The organism is Microcoleus sp. MON2_D5 (assembly GCF_036701905.1).
In the GTDB taxonomy this organism is placed as follows: Bacteria; Cyanobacteriota; Cyanobacteriia; order Cyanobacteriales; family Microcoleaceae; genus Microcoleus.
Genome location: NZ_JAUBRM010000070.1, coordinates 16,419 through 38,072, shown reverse-complemented (window position 1 = coordinate 38,072; position 21,654 = coordinate 16,419). Strand labels below are relative to the sequence as shown.

Below are 21,654 nucleotides of genomic sequence, written 5' to 3'. Positions count from 1 at the left end.
TGACCTATCTTTTTTTACCACAAGTCGGTCAACCCCTCACCCGCTCCGGGTTTTGGCGGGGTTGTCACCCCGCCAGCGATCTTAAGCTTGATAGTTAAATGGACAATTTGAGTTAGTAAAGGTTAGAATGTTGAGGTTATAATTCAGCTTTTAGAAACGATGATGACACGCTTAGATAAAGTACGGCAACTCCAAGAGATATTTATTGCTCGTGCGACAGGTGGCGATCCCAGTGAGCGGGAATACAGTAAACTCCGTTTAGAGTTATTGAGAGATAGCGCACTCAGAGAGCGCATTCCTCAATTTGTTAGAAATTGCGACGAACTCTCAAAATTCTGGGGTTTTATTAAAGCAAAGTTCCGTACCTACCAAGAACGAAGGATATTTATATGGGAAGAATTTGGTTCATTGATTGCGTCTCTAGAGCAAAATATTATTGTGGCTCAACCAGCAGATGATGATATTTCCGCCATTCTTATCAATTTCGATACAGAACAGGTTCATATTGCTTGGCAAAAAGCTCTTGAACGCCGAAATCACGATCCAGAAGCAGCGATTACTATGGCGCGTACATTAATCGAATCGGTTTGTAAACACATTTTGGATGAAGCAGGCATTTCTCATAGTGATAAAGATGATTTGCCTAAACTATATTATGAAACTGCTAAGCAACTTAATCTTGCTCCTCAACAACATCAAGAAGAGGTTTTTAAACAAATTATTGGTGGTTGCCAGAGTGTGATTTCAGGACTTGGTACTTTACGTAATAAGCTTAGTGATGCTCATGGTAAAGGGAAACAAGCTATTAAACCTTCTCCTCGACACGCTGCACTTGCTGTCAACTTGGCGGGTTCAATGGCAGCTTTTTTGGTCGCAACTTGGGAGGAACGATTGTCGAAAGCGACCTAACAAGGCGATTGGAACGGACTGGGGAAAGCGACTGGTAAGATTACAAAGGCTAGTTGCAGTCACTCAACCAGAACTTTAGACCGTTGAAATGCTGACCTTGCAAAGGGAAACGTTAAAAACATTTCGTTTCCCTCTTTCTGTTACCACCTCGGTCTAATACTAGAATTCCGGCCTTCTCTGGGAGTTGGTGAAGGCACGCCATTCTTGAAATAACACCAAGCTCGATCGTCCTCCACTCCCGGCATCACGAAAGTAAAAGCCTGACATCGTTCATCAAACACATGGATTTGTTGGCAAAGATCCAGGTCGGGTTGGCTAATGTACATATTGCTATAATCAGCGCCGATTCTGTCAGTATTTAACTCTAAATTCCACCTTGTCAACAGCCACTAGCTGCAGCACAACAGTTTTAGCTTCTGCACCAATCATCCCCAAAGCAGAGGCTGCACTACTAGGCACATTTGGATTGAAGTCTTTAAGCAAAAGAATTAGCTGCGGCAGTGCAGTTTAAGCTTTTGCACGGATTTTATTCAAAGCAGAGGCTGCACTACTACGCACTGTTACATCTGAGTCTTTAAGCAGGGAAATTAGCTGTGACTGTGCAGTTTTAGCTTCTGCACCGAAACTTCCCAAAGCAGAGGCTGCACTGCTACGCACAGTTACATCTGAGTCTTGAAGCAGGGGAATTAGCTGTGGCACAGCAGTTTTAGCTTCTGCACGCATCCTTGCCAAAGCATAGTCTGCACGGCTACGCACCTTTGCATCGGAGTCTTTCAGCAACAGAATTAGCTGCGGCAGTGCAGTTTTAGCTTCTGCGCCCATCCTTCCCAAAGCATTGGTTGCACGGCTACGCACAGTTGCATCGGAGTCTTTCAGCAAGAGAATTAGGTGTGGCACAGCAGTTTTAGCTTCTGCACCCATCCTTCCCAAAGCATAGTCAGCACGGCTACGCACAGTTGCATCGGAGTCTTTCAGCAAGAGAATTAGCTGCGGCACAGCAGTTTTAGCTTCTGCAGCAACCGACACATCTGAGTCTTTCAAGGTTTTAACAAAGGCAGGAATAGCAGGAAGAGCAATTTGTCTTAGAACCTCAGCAGCACTCTGGCCGACTGACAAATTCTGATCCTGCAAAGCTTCCATCCAATCAGGGATGGCTGGTTCACCTATTTTTCGTAACAGCTTAATAGCTGGCTCAAGTGCCGTTTCATCGTTACTCTTTAACTTCTCGGTGAGGGAGGCAATCTGTTTGGGATTAGCTGTGGGTTCGTCCTTAATTCCAGCCGCAGCATTGCAAGTCAACAGCAAAGGGGATGTGAAAGATAGAAACGAGAGGGCAATTACGGCAACTAATCTTTGTCGGTAGTGCTTCGTCATGGGCCAGAATCCTTGTATTTGATGAGCCGTCTCAGCCATTTGAATAATTGTGTATACATTCTCATCAAACTGTTTCAGGACTCCGGACGATCTAAATTTGTGCTTGTCTGTGGTGAAATCGATCGCCCTAAATACTGCTTACAAAGCGCCACTTTAAGAACATTCCGCTGTCTAAGGCATAATTATAGGAATCCTTGCAGGAGTCGTAAATTTTTTACCCCACCCCAACCCTCCCCGAACCCGCTCGCTCGGGAGTAAGAAATTCACAAATGATGCGAGGATTGCTATAGATATCTTATATTCGTTCTATGATGTGTTTATGATTTCCGAACCCCTTACCCTCTCAACAAGCAATCCTGTTTTAGCAGCCAAAGGATTAACTCGTCGTTTTGGTGGTTTAATTGCTGTAAACAACGTATCTTTTACAGTTGAAAAACACGAAATTTTTGGATTAATCGGTCCTAACGGCGCGGGCAAGACAACTCTATTTAATCTAATGACTGGACTGATACCTGCTTCAAGTGGCAACCTGATTTATCAAAATGAAAATATTTCCCAATTGAAGCCTTATCAAATTGCTAATAAAGGTATTGCCAGAACTTTTCAAAATATCCGGTTGTTTGGGGAACTTTCTGCCCTAGAAAATGTCGCGATCGCCCGACACATCCACAGTCGTTCGGGCAATCCAGTTTTATCGGTGCTGGCGGGGATTTTCGGCTTGCCAGCATCTAACGCAATGGAACGCCAAACCCAGCGAAAAGCCTTAGAATTGTTGGATTTAGTCGGATTGGGCGATCGCGCGGGCGAACAAGCCAAAAACTTGCCCTACGGCGACCAGAGGCGCTTAGAAATTGCCCGCGCTTTAGCCTTAGAACCGCAAATACTCTTGTTAGATGAACCTGCTGCAGGGATGAATCCCAATGAAAAGCACAAATTAAGCGAATTTATCCGAGAAGTACGCCAACAATTCAATTTAACTGTAATATTGATCGAGCATCATGTACCGCTAGTTATGGGGTTGTGCGATCGAATTGCCGTCTTGCATTTCGGTCAGCTTATTGCTTTGGGAGAACCTGCTGTTGTGAGGAATGACCCGGCGGTGATTGAGGCTTATTTGGGAGATGAAACGTAGAAATTGTAAATGTTTCCCCGGCTCTGGCAGGGAAGCGACATCTACAGGCTCCGCCTCGTTTGGTAACATAAAAAATCGAGGCAGAGTCTCTGGTTCTGCGTTACCAGACAGAGCGGGGGAACGAGTAAGATTAATAGTTATTGTTAAATGTATCTCCCAGTCCTATTAAGAGGACTTCAGCTATGAGCCAGGGGTTGAAACCTCTGGCGGACTCGCGGACTAACCCACTAGCGAACTGCGGGAAAAGAGAGAAAATTTTATCAACCATCAAGTCACGCAAAATGCAACATAGTTCACCCAAAACCACCCAAAACATCCTCTTAGAACTAAAAAATGTTTCTGTAAGTTATGGGGGGATTCAAGCCATACAAAATATTAATCTCACGATTAATGCAGGCGAGGTTGTCAGTCTCATCGGTGCCAACGGTGCGGGCAAAAGTACCACCCTGAGAGCGATTTCTAAAATAGTTAATTTGCGGCAAGGACAAATTCTTTATAGCGGGCGCGATATTAGCCGCCGCCAAGCTCACGAAGTTGTGAAATTGGGAATCGCCCACAGTCCAGAAGGGCGGCGGGTTTTGGCGCAGCAAACGGTGTTGAGTAACTTGGAATTGGGGGCCTATATTCGATCGGACTCGGCGGCAGTAAAAGCAGATTTAGAGCGCCAATTTGAGATATTTCCGCGCCTAGCAGAAAGGCGTCGCCAGCTAGCAGGAACTCTCAGCGGCGGGGAACAGCAAATGCTGGCGATCGCCCGCGCTCTGATGAGTCGCCCGAAGCTGCTATTATTAGACGAGCCTAGTTTAGGCTTAGCACCTGCGATCGTCAAAGAAATTTTTGCAATTATTCAAAACCTCCGCTCCACAGGCGTTACAATCCTCTTAGTCGAACAAAACGCCAGTTTAGCACTGCAAATTGCCGATCGGGGTTACGTACTAGAAGCTGGTAATATTACCCTCACAGGTATTGGAACGGATTTGCTAAACGACGAGCGAGTCAGGAGCGCATATTTAGGATGACTTGGTTAATTTTTGGAATTTTGAGCGCTTTCTTTGAAGCCGTCAAAGACGTTTTGGGCAAACAAAACCTCAAAAAAAGTGACGAATATGTCGTCGCTTGGTCTTTCTCATTTTTTTCAGTCATCTTTTTGATTCCCTGGGTATTTTATACAGGAATTCCGACCTTAAACTCTCAATTTTGGCTCGCCCTATTAATCGGAGGTAGCATCAACGCTGTCACAGCCCTCCTCTACATCAAAGCCATCAAACTATCAGATTTATCCCTGACACTACCGATGGTAGCTTTGACACCCTTATTCATGTTGGTAACTTCACCGTTAATTGTCGGTGAATATCCCAAATTATTTGATTATATTGGCATTTTACTAATCGTAGCAGGCTCTTATTTATTAAATATCAAAGAGAAATCCAAAGGATATTTAGCCCCATTCAAAGCACTGCTGGATGAACCAGGGCCCAAATTGATGTTAATCGTCGCATTACTATGGAGTATTGCCGCAAATTGTGACAAAATAGGAGTTACCAATTCCTACCCTATTTTTTGGGTATTCTCTTTGTTTGGTACAATGAGTGTTTTGCTACTGCCAGTTTTATTGCACAAAACCCCAAATCCAGGGCGACAAATTCTCAAACAATTACCAATGCTAGCTGCTATGGGGTTTATCAATGCTACTGGAATAATTTTTCAAATGCAAGCTTTGACATTAACTTTCGTAGTGCGAGTGATCGCGATTAAGCGTACTAGCGTGTTAATGGGTGTATTGTTCGGTCATTTCATTTTTAAGGAAAAAGATATTCAAGAAAGATTATTAGGGGCCGGAATCATGATTTTGGGAGTTTTATTTATCAGTTTATAGGTTGAGACTTGCGGAACTTTGACGCTCATTCTCCCCCCGAATGTAGGGGCGGTGCCCCCGTGCTCGCCCTCTCTCGGTTGGGCGGGGATGTCTGGGTTGAAAACAAGCCCTAGCCTCTATTAATGTATAAGTCATGTTATACTCAAGGCGATCGCACTTTCTCTCACTATTTATTAAGATAAAAAAAATTAATGCACAAAATAGCCGCCACACCCGGAGGTTGGAACCCTCAAGCAGAAGGAGTAATTTTTATTCAGCAAACCCCAGCACCAATAGTATTTATTAGTGCTGCTGACACCGACATTCAAACTCTCGCAGCCGCCGCATCCAAAATGCCGGCAAAATTTCCCAAAGTGCGGGCAGTAAACCTGCTTCAGTTGCAGCAACAACTAACAATTGATACTTATGCCGAGGAAGTTTTAGAACGCGCCGAGGTGATAATCTTAAGACTGTTAGGAGGGCGTTCTTATTGGTCTTACGGGTTAGAAATCCTGCGAGAAACTGTGCAAAAAACTAACGCCTCCCTGATTGTAATGCCGGGAGAAGACAGTCCCGATCCGGATTTAATCAGCCATTCCAATGTATCGCTGTCAGCAGTTAATCAACTTTGGCGCTATTTCACAGAAGGCGGAGTCCAAAACTTTGTTAATGCACTAAAATTTGCTGCCGATACTTGCTTGAAAACTGCTTATAATCCGCCCCTACCTCAAACAGTTTCCCGCGTCGGAATTTACGAATGGGGCGGAGAAGCGGGGGCGTGTTTTGCAACTTTACAACCAGATTCAGCTCCCCCTAAATCCCCCTTAAGAAGGGGGAATTTGACAACTTCTTGCTCCCCCCTTAATAAGGGGGGCTGGGGGGGATCTCCGGCTTTACCAAGTCTAGCTAAAGTCGGAATTTTATTTTATCGCGCTCATTACTTATCAGGAAACTTAGCGCCAATTGATGCACTTTGTCAAGCTCTATCAGAGCGAAACTTAGTACCAGTTCCCGTCTTTGTGTCTTCTCTGCGGGAACCAGATTTGCAAATAGAATTGCTGGAGTATTTCCAGCCAAAAGAATCAGAACCAATTCAATTATTGCTAAACACCACAAGTTTTGCAGTCTCCGGTTTCAGCAGTCAAGAACCGACACAAAACAGCTTAAAATCCTTAGACGTTCCCGTATTGCAAGCAATCTTCAGCGGTGGCGGTTTGGAACAGTGGGAAACGGAACTTCAGGGACTTTCGCCCCGCGATGTGGCGATGAATGTAGCATTGCCGGAAGTAGACGGAAAAATCATTACTAGGGCTGTTTCTTTTAAAGCGGTACAGACTTGGAACAGCGAATTAGAAACAGATGTAGTAGGCTATGTAGCAGCGGGCGATCGCATTTCATTTGTAGCAGACTTAACCGCGAATTGGGTGAAGATGAAACAAACCCCAGCCGCCAACAGACGCATCGCCATAATTCTGGCAAATTACCCCACCCGCAACGCCCGCTTAGCCAACGGTGTCGGCTTAGATACACCCGCTAGCTGTGTCGAAATCCTCAAAGCTATGCAGCAAGCTGGCTATCAAATTGAAAACCTACCCGCTAGCGGCAATGAGTTAATTGAAATGTTAACTTCTGGCGTGACAAATGACCCGGAAGGACGCGAATTGCGGCCTGTTCATCAATCTTTAGATTTGGCAGAATATGAAGAATATTTTGCTACTTTGCCGCAGGAAGTGCAAGATGGGATTTGTAAAAGATGGGGGCTTCCGGGAAGCTATGCACAAGATTTTATAAGTAACAATACGTCTTTTCCGATTCCGGGGATTCAGTTCGGTAATGTATTTGTAGGAATTCAACCATCGCGGGGATACGAACTTGACCCCGCATTAAATTATCATGCCCCAGACTTAGAACCAACTCACAATTATCTAGCTTACTATTATTGGCTGCGAGAAAAGTTTGGAATTGACGCTATAATTCATGCCGGAAAACACGGCAATTTAGAATGGCTTCCCGGTAAAAGTATAGCATTGTCTAACAAATGTTATCCAGAAGTGGCATTAGGCGCGATGCCGAATTTTTATCCCTTCATTGTCAACGATCCGGGGGAAGGTTCCCAAGCAAAAAGAAGATCGCAAGCCGTGATAATCGACCACCTGACACCGCCGATGACTCGCGCCGAACTCTACGGGCCTTTGCAGCAGTTGGAAACCTTAATCGACGAGTATTGCGAAGCCCAAAGCTTAGATCCGTCTCGATTACCCATGATTCGCGATCGCATTCTCGCCCTCACCAACAAAGAAAACTTAGATAAAGACTTAGGAATACAACTAAATAAATCGGAATTTACAGAATTTATCACCCGCACAGACGGCTATCTTTGCGAACTCAAAGAATCCCAAATCCGCGACGGATTGCACATTTTCGGTCAGTGTCCCGAAGGTAGACAGTTGAGAGATTTGATAATTGCGATCGCCCGCCATCCCACCAACGGGCGATCGGGCTTAACCCGCGCCCTAGCAGAAGACTCAGGCTACGATTTCGACCCCTTAACCTGCGATCCAACGTCGATAATTCAGCACCACACAGCAGGCGATTTAACAGCAGAACTCGAACAGAAAGCCGCTGAATTAGTAGATAACTTAATCGAAAACATCCGCATTAATCCGCGTTCATCTGCGGTTATAAATTCCCAAACAGGAGAAGCAACCAAACACGAATTAGACTGGATAAATAACTATCTTTTACCCTCACTCCTCCAAACAAACCAAGAAATTACCAACCTTTTGCGCGGACTAGATGGGGGGCACATACCAAGCGGTGCATCGGGCGCGCCCACTCGCGGTCGGCCAGATGTATTGCCCACAGGTCGCAATTTTTACTCAGTAGATATCCGCGCCATTCCCACAGAAACCGCCTGGAGAGTTGGCAGAGTTGCTGCTGAAACTTTAATCGAAAGATACACCCAAGAAAACGGCGAATATCCTAAAACTTTGGGTTTGTCAGTGTGGGGAACATCCACCATGCGGACGGGCGGAGACGACATCGCCGAAGCCTTGGCGCTGATAGGAGTTCAACCAGTGTGGGATGGCCCTTCGCGCCGGGTTGTAGATTTTGAAATCTTGCCAGTTTCTGTTTTGGGGCGGCCGCGCGTTGATGTTACTTTGCGAATTTCTGGCTTTTTCCGCGATGCTTTTTTTAATTTAATTGATTTGTTTGACAGTGCGGTAAAAGCTGTGGCAGATTTAGACGAATCGGCTGAAAACAATCCTTTAGCAGCCCAAGTTAAGGAAGAGATTTTGTATTGGGAATCTACAGGTTTGAGTCAGGAAGAGGCGGAAGGGCGATCGCAATTTAGAGTATTTGGCTCAAAACCAGGTGCTTACGGCGCAGGACTTCAAGGCATAATTGAAGCTCAAAACTGGACAGACGACAGCGATTTAGCAAAAGCTTACATTAATTGGAGCAGTTACGCCTATACAAGTACCCCCCCAACCCCTCCTTATCAAGGGGGGGCTAAATCTAATTCCTCTCCTTTACAACCAGAGAATACCCCCCCAACCCCCCCTTATCAAGGGGGGGCTAAATCTAATTCCTCTCTTTTACAACCAGAGAATACCCCCCCAACCCCCCCTTACCAAGGGGGGGCTAATTCCAACTCTTGTCCCCCCCCTTTACAAGGGGGGGCTAGGGGGGGTGAATTAAGTTCTGAGGCTAATTCCAACTCTTGTCCCCCCCCTTTACAAGGGGGGGCTAGGGGGGGTGAATGGGGATGTTCTGCACCCGAAGCATTTGAAAAACGCCTCGCCCAAATGCAAATAGTTCTGCAAAACCAAGACAACCGCGAACACGACATCCTCGACTCCGACGATTATTATCAATTTCAAGGCGGAATGACGGCCGCAATTCGCAATTTGCAAGGCAAAAATCCTGAAACCTATTTCGGAGACAATTCGATTCCTGAAAATCCGAAAGTGCGGCAACTGAGAGAAGAAATTGCGCGGGTTTACCGCAGCAGGGCTGTGAATCCCAAATGGATAGAAGGTGCGATGCGACACGGTTACAAAGGTGCTTTTGAAATTGCAGCAACTGTTGATTTTTTGTTTGCTTACGATGCTACGGCAAATTGTGTAGAGGATTTTATGTATGAAGGAATCGCAGAGGCTTACATTTTTGATGAGAAAGTGCAGACATTTATTCAAGAAAACAATCCTTGGGCACTGCGAGATATGGCGGAAAGATTGCTAGAAGCTCGTCAGCGGGGGTTATGGCAGAGTGCGAACCAGGATACATTGGATAAATTGAGGTCGATCGCGCTTGAAGCCGAAGCAGTCATCGAATCCCATACATAAATACTCAAAAGTCACCATCGCCGCTGCAGACGAATGGTGGCTTGCGGTAATATCTATTAATGTTTCGCGATCGCTGAAAGCTTTATGATTCGCCGCTACATTGCTAGCATCAGCACCAGCATCTTAAAACGTACCTGCGCCGCAACCGCCTTGCTAGCCTTAACTTTGGGATGTTCGTCTACCAAGCCGCCCAACACCGCAGCGCCATCGGGTTCGATCGAATCCGCAGTCCTGGCCCAGTCCCCAACGTCTCTGTTAGCTCGAAATCCCAACAAATCCAAAAAATCCGTCCGCGTTCCCTCATGCCCTCAAAACGATGGCTTCACCGAGGCAGTTAACTTTGCCACCCAAGCTTCTAATTTGGCTCAATCAGCCAATTCAAAACAAGACTGGGACAAAGTAGCCGCCCTGTGGGTACAGGCCGTCGCCTGGATGCAAGCCGTTCCCGCCGGCAGTCCCAGACGGGCGTTTGCGGAGAAAAAAGTAATCGAGTACATGAGAAACCTGGTTTATTCCCAGCAGCAAGCGAGCGCAACCAGATCGCAAGCCAGTACAGTCAGCTTCAGCAGCGATTTGCTAAACGAACAACTAGAACTTTACCTATCCTACGTTGCTGCGGTCGGCCCACCAGATGTTTTGATTGTCGGCAGTTCCCGGGCATTGCAGGGCGTCGATCCCAAACAGCTAAAACAATCTTTGGCCCAAAGGGGCCGTCCCGGCTTAAAAGTATTTAACTTTTCAGTCAACGGCGCAACTGCACAAGTAGTTGACTTTCAACTGCGGCGGCTTTTGAAGCCGGAGCATTTGCCTCAAATGATTGTCTGGGCGGATGGTGTGCGGGGATTTAACAGCGGCCGGGACGATCGCACTTTTAATTCGATCGTCGATTCTGAAGGCAGCCAACTTTTAGCAGCAGGCATTCGCCCCGAACTGCCGTCGGATGAACCCAACGAGATTCCGCTGTGTTACAGATTCCCGCAGCCCTGCGCTAACAACACTTTCCGCAAAGCATTGGCATCTGTCGATCGACCTTTCAGGGGCGGACAAGATGCCCACCCCACACTCAAATTCCTGTCTAGTGGAACGGGCATCTTGCCCGTTGCTGACACCCACCCCACAATCAAATTCCTGTCTAGTGGAACGGGCATCTTGCCCGTTGCTGAGAATGCTGCAAGATATGAGTTAAAACCGATCGCAGCGAATGCAGCAACCCAAAAAGCACAATTGATTCCAGTCTCGCGACGCACAACAGTAGCCATCAGACAACTCAACCAATTGGCAGATTCGATCGACTCTAACGGATTCATGGCTATATCGGGCACTTACAACCCCAACACTTATTATCGGGAACGCGCTTACGTTTCAGGCCAGTACGATCGCGACTACGAAAACTTCAACCTCGGAGGCAAACAAGCAACAGCCTTTAATTCAGTTGTAGCATTTACCAAAGCTCGCAAAATTCCCCTAATTTTCGTTAATTTGCCCCTCACCAACGACTACTTAGACGGAACTCGCCTGTGGGCAGAACAGCAGTTCCGGCAGCGAATGCAGCAACTCTCGCGGCAAAAAGGCTTCGCTTTCCGCGACTTGTCGCAGCGGTGGCCGGGCCGTAACGACTATTTTTTTGACCCCAGCCACCTCAACCGCGTTGGGGCGATCGCAGTTTCTCGCCTGCTCGCGGCCGATTCCAGCATTATCTGGCCGCGGCCCAAATCCAGCCGCAGTGAGGGATAATACCATTTTCGATTTTCGATTTTCCATTGAAGAATTGGGAATGACAGATGATATCAAATCTGCCCTTCATCGGAATTATTCATCTCTCTTCCCTTCCTCTGTATCCTCTGCGTCCTCTGCGGTTTAATCATTCCGATATAACCGGAATTGATATGAGATAAGGGTTTGCAGCTTGCCAAAAATTGGATTACTTTTTGGAATTGCTATAAACCAGAGGCAGAATCTCCGAGGGGAGATGCCCTGCGGCATCGGAATAAGATTTTTCCGAGTACAGTGCGATCGTCCCGGTCGCGGCACTTCAGTCTAAAATCTCATCATCTAAAATCTAAAATCGATGTGCACTGCGATCGTCCCGGTCGCGGCAATTCAGTCTAAAATCTAATCATCTAAAATCCAAAATCTAAAATCTAAAATCGATAGGTTGTGCAACTAAAACAAGTAATTATCGCCCACAAAGCCAGAGATACCCTCAGCCAGCGGTGGGCAGAACAGTGTGCCCGCCAATTAGAAAGTCGCGGGTGTCACGTTTTAATGGGGCCCAGTGGCGCGAAAGATAACCCGTATCCGGTGTTTTTAGCTTCTAGTAACAGCCCAATTGATTTAGCGGTAGTGCTGGGGGGCGACGGTACGGCCCTAGCTGCCGCGCGGAATTTGGCGGCTGACGGCATCCCGATTTTGGCAGCGAATGTGGGGGGACATCTGGGGTTTTTAACCGAGTCTTTTGAGGATTTCCAAAATACTGAGGAGATTTGGGACAGACTTTCGGAAGATAGGTATGCTGTGCAGAAGCGGATGATGTTGCAGGCAACAGTTTTTGAGGGAAACAGAAGCAATCTCGAACCCCAAAGCGATCGATTTTTGGCACTAAATGAAATGTGTGTCAAACCTGCTTCAGCCGATCGAATGCCGAGCTGTATTCTAGAAATGGAAGTTGACGGCGAAGTAGTCGATCAGTATCAAGGCGACGGTTTAATTGTGGCAACTCCCACCGGTTCGACTTGCTACACCGCATCTGCCAACGGGCCGATTATGCACTCGGGAATGGATGCGATCGCAGTTACTCCGATTTGCCCTTTGAGTTTATCCAGTCGGGCGATCGTACTCCCGCCCGGTTCAGTCGTCAGCATTTGGCCTTTAGCAGATTACGAACTCAGTACCAAACTCTGGACAGACGGCATTTTGGGTACTGCAATTTGGCCGGGACAGCGCGTAGACGTGCGGAGGGCAGACTGCGAAGCCAAGTTTATCATTTTGCGGAAAAACTATTCTTATTACAACACTTTGAGGGAAAAACTTCACTGGGCAGGAGCCAGAATTCGCTACAGCAACAATCACCGCAATTAATCCGAATCATCCACCATGAAACTGCATTAACCCCTAGGACACGTAAGCGTGAAAAAACCTGTTAAATCACCAACAATCTAGATACAAAAACCGCCCTCAGCCAACCCATAATCTCTGTACTTTGTTAAGATCGCTCAATATCTTGACAAACAGCCTGATCCATGCAGATTTCCAAAAAATCAACCCGACCTTTCAACCCTCAAGATACATATCCCTGTCCCGTGTGCCGCACCGGTCAAATTTCCACCCTAGCGCTGATGGACGCCCTAGCTTGCAACTTCTGCCAGCACATTTATACCGCAAGCGTTGAAAGACAATCGCTCCAAATGGCCGATCGCCAACCGCCCGTAACTTGGCACTGGAACGGCAAACAGTGGATAGGAGCCCACCTCGAAGGCGTAGAATTCGGATGGCCCTACTTTGCAGCGGCTCTTGGTCTAATTTTCCTTCCCACTACCTTGCTGGGACTTTCAGCTTACTATTTTCCCCCGGTTCCCGGCAGCCGGTTGTCCTGGCTGCCCGTAGCTTGGACAGGCTTAGCTTTTTTGTCGCATTTAGGCATTGTGCTGTGGTTGGTAGGTGAATTTTATCAATTCCCGGTGGTGACTTACTTTAGAGCTTGGGGGCGCAGGATTAGCCGGCGCTAGCTTAAATGCTCTCTAACAGCCGATCGCCCTCCGGCGGGTCACCGACATCGATCCAGGTAAAATTAGAGGCGATCGCAAAACACTCGCCCAAATCCGCACTTAAGCAGCTATAATCGATAGCTATTCTAAATAGTCAGATACAAACGCATTGCGATTTGTGAGGAGACGAATGAACATACTTGGAATCTCGGCGTACTATCACGACAGCGCCGCAGCCTTAATTCGCGATGGAGAAATTATAGCCGCAGCGCAGGAAGAAAGATTTTCCCGCAAAAAGCACGACGCCAGATTTCCCAAGAATGCGATCGCTTATTGCTTGAAAGAAGCGAAAATAGATTTGCGGGAACTCGATCACATAGTCTTTTACGACAAACCTTTAGTCAAATTCGAGCGCCTTCTCGAAACCTATTTAGCCTACGCGCCCCAAGGTTTTCGCTCTTTCCTAACAGCCATGCCGATATGGCTCAAAGAAAAGCTTTACCTCAAAACCATGCTCAAAAGAGAGCTTGCAGAAATGGCCAACTGCAAAACGAATAAACTGCCATCTCTGCTATTTACCGAACACCACCAATCGCACGCAGCATCGGCATTTTTTCCCAGCCCGTTTCAAAAAGCAGCCGTTTTGTGCCTAGACGGCGTGGGCGAGTGGGCCACAACCTCGGTTTGGTTGGGAGACGGGAACGAACTTACACCTCAGTGGGAAATTGATTTTCCCCACTCCTTGGGTTTGCTTTATTCAGCTTTCACCTATTACACCGGCTTCAAAGTCAACTCTGGTGAATACAAACTCATGGGTTTAGCTCCTTACGGCGAACCCAAGTATGTAGACAAAATTCTCAACTATTTAATAGACCTCAAAGATGACGGAACTTTCCGTTTGAACATGGATTATTTCAACTATACTGTTGGCTTAACCATGACAAACAAGAAGTTTGACGAACTGTTTGAAGGGCCGCCGCGTCAAGCTGAAGGAAAATTGACTCAGCGAGAAATGGACATTGCAGCTTCCATTCAAGTTGTTACCGAAGAAGTTGTTTTGCGGCTTTGCAGAACAGTTAAAAAAGAATTGAATGTCGATTATCTTTGTCTTGCCGGCGGCGTTGCTCTCAACTGCGTTGCTAACGGTAGACTCTTGCGGGAAGGTATTTTCAAAGATATTTGGATTCAGCCGGCGGCGGGAGATGCTGGCGGTGCTTTGGGCGCGGCTTTGGCGATTTGGTACCAGTATTGCGAACAAGCTCGCACTGTGAGCGCCAACTCGACAGCAAATAGTATAGAATCCCTCAAGACTGAACTTGTCACTACAAACGCAGCGGTTGAGGAGAGGACTTCCGTTGTCACTACAAATCAAGCGGTGGCAACTGTGGCGAAATCAGTTGCTCATTTAACTTGTCACGATCAAATGCGCGGCTCTTATTTGGGCCCGATGTTTACTGACGCAGAAATTCTCGAATATTTGGATGCTGTCAAAGCCAGCTACCACCGATTGGACGATGCCGAATTAATGCCGCAGTTGGCTGAGATTTTGGAACAGGGAAATGTGGTGGGATGGTTCCAAGGGCGGATGGAATTTGGGCCGCGGGCTCTGGGCGGTCGATCGATCATTGGCGATCCCCGCAGTGCTAAAATGCAGTCCGTGATGAACCTGAAAATTAAATATCGGGAATCATTTCGACCTTTTGCTCCGTCAATCTTAGCTGAGCGAGTTGCGGATTATTTCGAGATTGACCATTCTAGCCCTTATATGCTATTAGTAGCACCTGTCAAAGCCAGTCTCCGTATTCCGATGACTCCCGAACAAGAGCAGTTGTTTGGCATTGAAAAGCTCAACATTCCGCGCTCGGAGATTCCGGCTGTCACTCACGTCGATTACTCGGCTCGCATCCAAACTGTTCACAAAGAAACCAATCCTCGCTACTATGACTTAATTAGTCATTTTGAAGAGCGATCGGGCTGTTCGATTGTGGTAAATACTTCTTTCAACGTCCGAGGCGAACCCATTGTTTGCACTCCAGAGGATGCTTACCGCTGTTTCATGCGAACCGAAATGGACTATCTGGTTTTGGAAAATTACTTGCTTCCCAAGTCCGAACAAATTCCTTGGAAACAAGATGATGCTTGGAAAAATGAATTTGAACTAGATTAGTCATTAGTTATTAGTTATTAGTTATTTGTTGGAACGAATAACTAATAACTAATTCCCAATTCCCAATTCCCAATTCCCAATTTCCCATTTCTAATGAGCGACGAAATTAAAAAACTCGATAAAAAGGGCTTGCGCGATTTCGGGCTGCTAATTGGCAGCTTGATTGCAGTGCTGTTCGGTTTAGCAGTACCTTTACTGCGGCGGCATTCTCTACCTTGGTGGCCTTGGGCAGTCTGCGGAGTGCTAGTGCTGCTAGCATTGGTTGCGCCGAAATCGCTGAATCCCGTTTATCACGCGTGGATGCGCTTTGGACTTATTCTTAACAAGATCGAAACGCCGATCGTCCTAGGGATAGTTTTTTACCTGATAATTTGGCCGATGGGAGTGATCAAAAACATTTTCGGCGAAGATGCGATGCGACGAAAACTCAATCCCAAAATGGATACTTACCGCATCCCAAGTAAAACAAGAACAAAAGTTAGTATGGAGCGTCCTTTCTAAGTGTTTGAAGCAACTTTAGATTTTCTCAAAGATTTGTGGGCGTTTATGAAAGAACGCCAAAAGTATTGGCTGTTGCCGTTAATTGTGACTTTAGTCTTTTTGGGAGCTTTGATTGTATTGAGTCAGGGTTCTGTGATTGCTCCGTTTATTTACACCCTGTTTTGAAAGAATGAGCAAGTTGAAAATTTTGGGTGTCAATTTAGGTTTGACACTCGGCGGTTTATTTATGGGGGTGGTAATTGGTGAAATTGGATTGCGGGCGGCCAAGATTGAAGGCTATCCCAAAATAGGAGATTTGGTAGACTCGGCGCCAACTCATTTCCACACTTCCGATCCGAATTTGGGCTGGAAGCTGAAACCGGGTGCGTCGGGGGAGTGGAATGGGGAAGGTGCGAGTCTTGTGCAGGTGAATAGCGAGGGTTTGCGCGATCGTGAACATACAAAAGCCAAACCTCCAAATACTTTGCGTGTGGCGGTTGTGGGCGATTCTTTCACCGAAGCAATTCACGTACCTGTCGAACAAACTTTCTGGTCGAAATTGGAACGAAAGTTAGGCAACTGCGTGGCCGTTAAGGGACGCAAAAATGTTGAGGTTATCAATTTCGGCGTGCAGGGTTACAGTACTGCTCAAGAATTGATAATGCTGCGAAAAAAAGTGTGGGATTACAGTCCTGATATTGTAATTCTTGCTTTTTTTATTGGCAATGATGTAATAAATAATTCTCCGAAACTGGAATACGATCGCTACCGACCATTTTTTGCTTATGATGCTAGCGGCAAGTTAGTACCGGATATGTCTTTTCGCAATCTGGCGCCGATAGACCGCAACGAAAGAGCAGTTTCCTTCGTAGACAGGATGCCCAGTTTGCTCGTCAACAATTCGCGCATTTTGCAGGTCATTAAAAAGGTAGACTTAGATAGGAAAAAGCGGGAGTTATCCGAGGATTTTACCGAGTTAAGTACGCAAAACTTCAAGGAACCTCAGGATGCAGCTTGGCAAGAGGCTTGGAGGGTGACAGAGGGTTTGATTGTGACGATGCGGAATGAAGTCGTGCAGAAAAATGCTGATTTCTTGGTTGTGACGATCGGCGATGCGATGCAAGTTAGACCGGAAGCCCAGGAGCGAAAAAAATTTATGATAAAAAACAACATTCAGGATTTATTTTATCCCGAGAGGCGGCTGGAAAAATTGGGTGCGCGCGAGGGTTTTCGGGTACTGAATTTATCCGAACAGTTCCAACGTTACACTGAAAAATATCAAGTCTGCGCCCACGGTTTTGAGAATTATGTACCCTGTGGGGGTCACTGGAATGAACTCGGACACCGGCTGGCCAGTATCCTGATCAACCGAAATTTGTGCCAACAATTGAAGCAGTCTCAAGTCCCCAAAAAACAACCGTAATCAGTCAAATTTCATGAAAGATTCAACGGCGCTCGAAAAAGGCAAAAATATATTAATTATAATCGCGGTTAATTTGGCGATCGCCTTTATTTGTCTGGAAGCTTTGTCGCTAGCTTTTTATTATATAAAACAAAAAGAGTTTTTTTATACCAGAACTAAAGGTAAAGAACAAGTAGTAGAAGATATTGAGCGGCTCGGAATTAGAGTAGATGAATCAATTGTAGAAAGACTGCACCCGTTTTTTGGCTACGTGCTGAAACCAGGTGCTTTTACCAATCAAAAATTAAAGTTAAAAGTTAACAAACACGGATTTTTTTCCCTCTACGAATATCCCTTTGTTAAAACCCATAAAAAACAATTTATTATCGGAGTTTTTGGGGGTTCGGTTGCCAACAATTTTGCAGTAGATGAATATAAAAATCAAATATTGTCTAAAAAATTGCAGATTTATCCAGAATTTGCCGAGCGCGAAATTGTGGTGTTAAATTTTGGCAATGGCGGCTACAAACAGCCCCAACAATTATTAATTGTAAATTACTTTCTGGCTTTGGGTCAAGAGTTAGATTTAGTCATCAATATTGACGGTTTTAACGAAGTAGCATTGTCAAATTTAAACAACAAAGCCGAAGTAGAAATAGGAATGCCCAGCCTTCAGCACATACAGCCTCTGACGGGTTTAGCCAACAACAACTTGCCGCCGGAAGCGATGAGTTCGATCGTGGAAATTAACGAAACCAAAAAAGAGTTGAAAGCAGGTATTGACAAATTGCAAACTTGTCAGCTTGCTTTGTGTCACGCTGTTACCTCGCTACAGGTGAAACAATTAGTCAACAATTACCAGCAAGCCGTTGTAAAGTACGATACGCAAGTCAAACAATCCAACTCAGACACGGCGAATAGCAGTATAGTGTACATTCCCAAAGCTGACTCTGTTTTCGAGGATGCCGCTGCTTTTGACAAAATAGCATCGATGTGGTACCAATCGTCGATCGCGATGAATCAAATTTTATCAAGTAGAAAGATTAAGTATTTTCACTTTATCCAGCCCAACCAGTATTATCCCACTAAGCGAGCGTTTACCGCCAAGGAAAAGGAAATCGCGATTAACAAAGAGAGTCCTTACATTGAAGGGGTAAAAAAAGGTTATCCGGTGCTTTTGTCCAAAGTGGATGATTTGCAAAAAGCTGGGGTTAATATTTTTAGCGCAGTGAATATTTTAGACAATACAAAAGAGACGGTTTACAAAGATGCCTGCTGCCACTATAATTCAGTGGGAGAAGAAGTATTGGCAAATTATGTTTCCAGTTCTATTATTAAAGTAGTCAGGGAGTCGAAATAGAGGTTTATGAAAGATTTAAAAGTCCTCAACAAAGGACAAGAATTTCTAAAAATTGCTTTGATTAACTTAGCGCTTTTACTGGTTTTCCTGGAACTTGGTTCCTTGGGATGGTATTTTGTCAAGCACAAGCAATTTTTCTATAATAGAGAAAAGCCGCAAGATAAGTGGGCTTTAGGAATTAATTTAGAAGGAGTGCGGCTGAACGAGTCTATTGTCGAAAGATTTCATCCTTTTTTTGGATTTATTCAAAAACCAGGTCCCGACTTTCGCCCCGGTTTTAAAACTAACAACTATGGGTTTATCTCACCTTACAATTACCCTTTCAAAAAGACTAAACCAAATCAATTTGTTATCGGAGTATTCGGCGGTTCAGTGGCTTCTGGTTATGCAATATTTGAAGTTCAAAATCAAATTCTCCCTCAATACCTCAAACAGTTGCCGGGTTTGAAAGATAAAGAATTCATTATTTTATCTTTCGCCACGGGAGGCTATAAACAGCCACAACAGTTATTGGTTTTAAACTACTTTTTGGCTTTAGGTCAAGAATTAGATATGGTTGTCAATATAGATGGTTTTAATGATGTAGCACTTTCTAATTTAAACAATAAAAATAAAGTCGATTTGGCGATGCCAAGCATTCAGCATATTTGGCCGCTGGCTAACTTCGCGAATAATAGCCTTTCTACTAAGGCTATGGAAGCAACCCTCAGAATTCAAGAAAATAAAACTAGGATTAATCAGGGTTTGTCAAGTTTGCAAAACTGCTCTTTAGCTGCGTGCAATGCTTTGACTTCTGTTTACGTTCAACATCTAGTAAATAACTATAAAACCGATCTTCTTAAGTTTGAAGAAGAACGGACTAAACAACAAAAAGATGACAGTGCCAGCGTTATTTATATCAATACTAATAAGTCGGTTTTACAGGATTCAGTAGCTTTTGAAGAAATGGCACGGAATTGGGCAAAAAGTTCAATTTTTATGCACAAAGTCCTGTCTGCTAGTAATGTACCTTATTTTCATGTTCTTCAGCCTAATCAATATTATCAGACCAAAAGGGTGTTTGGTGAAGCAGAAAAGCAGATTGCTTTTAACAAGGAGACTCCTTATGCTAAATCTGTACAAATTGGATATCCGGCTCTTTTCAAAAAGTTTCCGAATTTGGAAAAAAATAATATTAATATATTGAATGCTGTAAATGTATTTGACAAGAATAAAGAGGCTGTTTATGTAGATAGCTGCTGCCACTACAATCAAGCTGGAGAGGAGATTTTCAGCAATTATGTAGGTCGTTCTATTCTGGAATCTTTGCGGAAAGATGAGGCTAGAAGCAAAAAGAAGTAGCTCTGAAATATCCACTGAATGGTTGATGTAGGGTGCGCCTAGCGCACCTTACCGCTGAGTTTAAATTTTAGGTGTTTGGTTGGGTTCTAGGTCGATCGCCCGCTGAGTCGATCGGCATTACCAATATCTTATCAACTCGGTTGCCGTCCATATCGACTACTTCCACGCGCAAACCGTTCCACTCAAAATGCTCGGCTGCTGTGGGAATTTTGCCCAAATTTGTAATCACAAAACCGCCCATTGTGTGATAACTTCCTTTGTGTTCTGCTGACTCTTCGATTCCAAACAGCTCAAAAAAATCTTCGACTGCTAGCATTCCGTCTAACAGCCAAGAACCGTCTTCGCGCTGCACGGCTTCCGGCTCGTCAGCATCTTCAATCGAGGGAAAGTCGCCAACGAGTTCGACTAAAATGTCGTTGACTGTAACCAATCCTTGAATGACGCCGTATTCGTCTACCACCAAGGCAATTTGATTGCTAGATTGCTTGAAAAGCTCTAATACTTTTAACCCCCGCGTGCTTTCCGGTACAAATAAAGGCCGCCGTAAAGAGGCGCTTAAATCGAGGGGTTGACCGGTTAAAGTCCTCGACAGCATATCTGTAACGTGTACTAAACCGAGCACGTTGTCGAGGCCTCCTTGACACACTGGAAACCGAGAATGACCGCTGCCGAGCATTTTTTGGCGGTTTTCTTCTACTGAGTCGTCGAGGTCGAGCCAGGTAAGATCGGGACGCGGGGTCATTAAGGCGCTGACTCGCCGATCGCCCAAACGAAAGACTCTTTCTACCATGTCTTGTTCGGCTTCTTCAAAGGTTCCGGCTTCTGTCCCTTGCTCTATTAAAACTTTAATTTCTTCCTCTGTAACTTGCGGTTCTGTTGAAGGCACAATCCCCATGATCCGCATCACTAAGTCAGTGGAATGACTTAACAGATAAACCGCAGGAGCGCCAATTTTTGAGAGCATTCGCATGGGAATTGCTACGCTAGAAGCGATCGGCTCCGGGTTGTTGAGCGCTAGCCGCTTCGGCACGAGTTCGCCGATAATTAAGGTCAGATAAGTGATGGTTAAAACTGCTACTACTGAGGCGATCGTCTTAGAGTAGGGCGCGAGGACAGGAATCAGGTTCAACAAAGGCTCTACTCTTCTAGAAATCGTCGTTTCTCCAAAAGCGCCCGACAGAATGGCCAGCATCGTAATCCCGATTTGAACTGTCGGTAAGAACTGATTGGGGGCATTAGCCAGATCCAAGGCTACGCGGGCATTGGTTGAACCTTGGTTGGCCATCTGTTGCAGTCTCACCTTCCGTACAGAGATGATGGCCATCTCTGACATCACAAACAAGCCATTGAGGAAAATTAGCAGGAGAACAATCAGAATATCGGTACTTGGGGACATTTCTAAAATTTTCGGTAGTAACGGCTAAGCGCTCTGCCCGGTTAAAGGAGAAGCCTGCAAGCTGCGAATCTCGATCGCAAAAGCGAAATTTTTTCTAAACCTGTCACTAGATTAACGTCCCGGGCTCGATCGCGATCGCAGGATCGAGATATTAAAGCAGAAATCTATCTCCAGTTAAGTTCCAA

Annotated in this window: 17 protein-coding genes; 14 read left to right on the top strand and 3 right to left on the bottom strand. The window is 45.5% G+C overall.

Annotation, left to right across the window (positions count from 1 at the left end):
- Positions 1-159 precede the first annotated feature (159 nt).
- On the top strand, positions 160-909 hold the full coding sequence (locus tag QUA47_RS22795; RefSeq protein WP_333432427.1) for an abortive infection family protein: 750 nt from the start codon (positions 160-162) through the stop codon (positions 907-909).
- 140 nt (positions 910-1,049) lie between these two features.
- Here QUA47_RS22795 and QUA47_RS22790 read toward each other — a convergent pair whose 3' ends face one another.
- Together QUA47_RS22790 and QUA47_RS22785 are read right to left on the bottom strand one after the other, a co-directional pair.
- Positions 1,050-1,292, bottom strand: coding sequence for a PAN/Apple domain-containing protein (locus QUA47_RS22790; protein WP_333432426.1), 243 nt, complete (start codon positions 1,290-1,292; stop codon positions 1,050-1,052).
- Positions 1,293-1,416: 124 nt separating this feature from the next.
- The gene (locus QUA47_RS22785) at positions 1,417-2,283 is read right to left on the bottom strand and encodes a HEAT repeat domain-containing protein (protein ID WP_333432425.1); all 867 of its coding nucleotides are present in this window, start codon (positions 2,281-2,283) and stop codon (positions 1,417-1,419) included.
- Between the two features lie 319 nt (positions 2,284-2,602).
- On the opposite strand from QUA47_RS22785, the gene QUA47_RS22780 reads away from it, so the two are divergent.
- From QUA47_RS22780 to QUA47_RS22720, 13 genes are all read left to right on the top strand, one after another.
- The gene (locus tag QUA47_RS22780; RefSeq protein ID WP_333432424.1) at positions 2,603-3,415 is read left to right on the top strand and encodes an ABC transporter ATP-binding protein; all 813 of its coding nucleotides are present in this window, start codon (positions 2,603-2,605) and stop codon (positions 3,413-3,415) included.
- A 281-nt stretch (positions 3,416-3,696) separates the two neighbouring features.
- Positions 3,697-4,434 carry an ABC transporter ATP-binding protein gene (locus tag QUA47_RS22775; protein WP_333432423.1) on the top strand — a complete coding sequence of 246 codons (738 nt, stop codon included), beginning with the start codon at positions 3,697-3,699 and terminating at the stop codon, positions 4,432-4,434.
- Complete coding sequence (locus tag QUA47_RS22770) at positions 4,431-5,291, top strand: DMT family transporter (protein ID WP_190734590.1); 861 nt, start codon at positions 4,431-4,433, stop codon at positions 5,289-5,291. The genes QUA47_RS22775 and QUA47_RS22770 overlap by 4 nt, the downstream gene beginning before the upstream one ends.
- Positions 5,292-5,482: 191 nt before the next feature.
- On the top strand, positions 5,483-9,619 hold the full coding sequence (gene cobN, locus QUA47_RS22765; RefSeq protein ID WP_333432422.1) for a cobaltochelatase subunit CobN: 4,137 nt from the start codon (positions 5,483-5,485) through the stop codon (positions 9,617-9,619).
- Positions 9,620-9,703: 84 nt separating this feature from the next.
- Entirely contained in the window at positions 9,704-11,353 is a 1,650-nt protein-coding gene (locus tag QUA47_RS22760) for a hypothetical protein (protein WP_333432421.1), read from the top strand.
- Positions 11,354-11,776: 423 nt separating this feature from the next.
- Entirely contained in the window at positions 11,777-12,697 is a 921-nt protein-coding gene (locus tag QUA47_RS22755) for an NAD(+) kinase (protein WP_333218354.1), read from the top strand.
- A 161-nt stretch (positions 12,698-12,858) separates the two neighbouring features.
- Complete coding sequence (locus QUA47_RS22750; protein WP_333218355.1) at positions 12,859-13,344, top strand: hypothetical protein; 486 nt, start codon at positions 12,859-12,861, stop codon at positions 13,342-13,344.
- Positions 13,345-13,513: 169 nt separating this feature from the next.
- Complete coding sequence (locus QUA47_RS22745) at positions 13,514-15,490, top strand: carbamoyltransferase (protein ID WP_333432420.1); 1,977 nt, start codon at positions 13,514-13,516, stop codon at positions 15,488-15,490.
- A 93-nt stretch (positions 15,491-15,583) separates the two neighbouring features.
- Positions 15,584-15,991, top strand: a complete 408-nt coding sequence (locus QUA47_RS22740; protein WP_333402703.1) for an SxtJ family membrane protein — start codon at positions 15,584-15,586, stop codon at positions 15,989-15,991.
- Complete coding sequence (locus tag QUA47_RS22735) at positions 15,992-16,156, top strand: DUF5989 family protein (protein WP_190657062.1); 165 nt, start codon at positions 15,992-15,994, stop codon at positions 16,154-16,156. It begins immediately after the preceding gene.
- Between the two features lie 4 nt (positions 16,157-16,160).
- A complete protein-coding gene (locus QUA47_RS22730; RefSeq protein ID WP_333432419.1) occupies positions 16,161-17,393 on the top strand; it encodes an SGNH/GDSL hydrolase family protein in 1,233 nt (410 codons plus the stop codon).
- Between the two features lie 13 nt (positions 17,394-17,406).
- Positions 17,407-18,732, top strand: coding sequence for a hypothetical protein (locus QUA47_RS22725; RefSeq protein ID WP_333432418.1), 1,326 nt, complete (start codon positions 17,407-17,409; stop codon positions 18,730-18,732).
- A 6-nt stretch (positions 18,733-18,738) separates the two neighbouring features.
- Positions 18,739-20,073 carry a hypothetical protein gene (locus tag QUA47_RS22720; RefSeq protein ID WP_333432417.1) on the top strand — a complete coding sequence of 445 codons (1,335 nt, stop codon included), beginning with the start codon at positions 18,739-18,741 and terminating at the stop codon, positions 20,071-20,073.
- A gap of 67 nt (positions 20,074-20,140) precedes the next feature.
- Here QUA47_RS22720 and QUA47_RS22715 read toward each other — a convergent pair whose 3' ends face one another.
- Entirely contained in the window at positions 20,141-21,469 is a 1,329-nt protein-coding gene (locus QUA47_RS22715) for a hemolysin family protein (RefSeq protein WP_333218361.1), read from the bottom strand.
- Positions 21,470-21,654 lie beyond the last annotated feature (185 nt).

Bases quoted from the DNA above. Each gene is read 5' to 3' on its own strand.
- QUA47_RS22745 (WP_333432420.1), top strand. From the start codon at position 13,514: ATGAACATACTTGGAATCTCGGCGTACTATCACGACAGCGCCGCAGCC.
- QUA47_RS22730 (WP_333432419.1), top strand. From the start codon at position 16,161: ATGAGCAAGTTGAAAATTTTGGGTGTCAATTTAGGTTTGACACTCGGC.
- QUA47_RS22775 (WP_333432423.1), top strand. From the start codon at position 3,697: ATGCAACATAGTTCACCCAAAACCACCCAAAACATCCTCTTAGAACTA.
- QUA47_RS22795 (WP_333432427.1), top strand. From the start codon at position 160: ATGATGACACGCTTAGATAAAGTACGGCAACTCCAAGAGATATTTATT.
- cobN (WP_333432422.1), top strand. From the start codon at position 5,483: ATGCACAAAATAGCCGCCACACCCGGAGGTTGGAACCCTCAAGCAGAA.
- QUA47_RS22750 (WP_333218355.1), top strand. From the start codon at position 12,859: ATGCAGATTTCCAAAAAATCAACCCGACCTTTCAACCCTCAAGATACA.
- QUA47_RS22785 (WP_333432425.1), bottom strand. From the start codon at position 2,283: ATGACGAAGCACTACCGACAAAGATTAGTTGCCGTAATTGCCCTCTCG.
- QUA47_RS22760 (WP_333432421.1), top strand. From the start codon at position 9,704: ATGATTCGCCGCTACATTGCTAGCATCAGCACCAGCATCTTAAAACGT.
- QUA47_RS22740 (WP_333402703.1), top strand. From the start codon at position 15,584: ATGAGCGACGAAATTAAAAAACTCGATAAAAAGGGCTTGCGCGATTTC.
- QUA47_RS22720 (WP_333432417.1), top strand. From the start codon at position 18,739: ATGAAAGATTTAAAAGTCCTCAACAAAGGACAAGAATTTCTAAAAATT.
- QUA47_RS22715 (WP_333218361.1), bottom strand. From the start codon at position 21,469: ATGTCCCCAAGTACCGATATTCTGATTGTTCTCCTGCTAATTTTCCTC.
- QUA47_RS22780 (WP_333432424.1), top strand. From the start codon at position 2,603: ATGATTTCCGAACCCCTTACCCTCTCAACAAGCAATCCTGTTTTAGCA.
- QUA47_RS22770 (WP_190734590.1), top strand. From the start codon at position 4,431: ATGACTTGGTTAATTTTTGGAATTTTGAGCGCTTTCTTTGAAGCCGTC.
- QUA47_RS22725 (WP_333432418.1), top strand. From the start codon at position 17,407: ATGAAAGATTCAACGGCGCTCGAAAAAGGCAAAAATATATTAATTATA.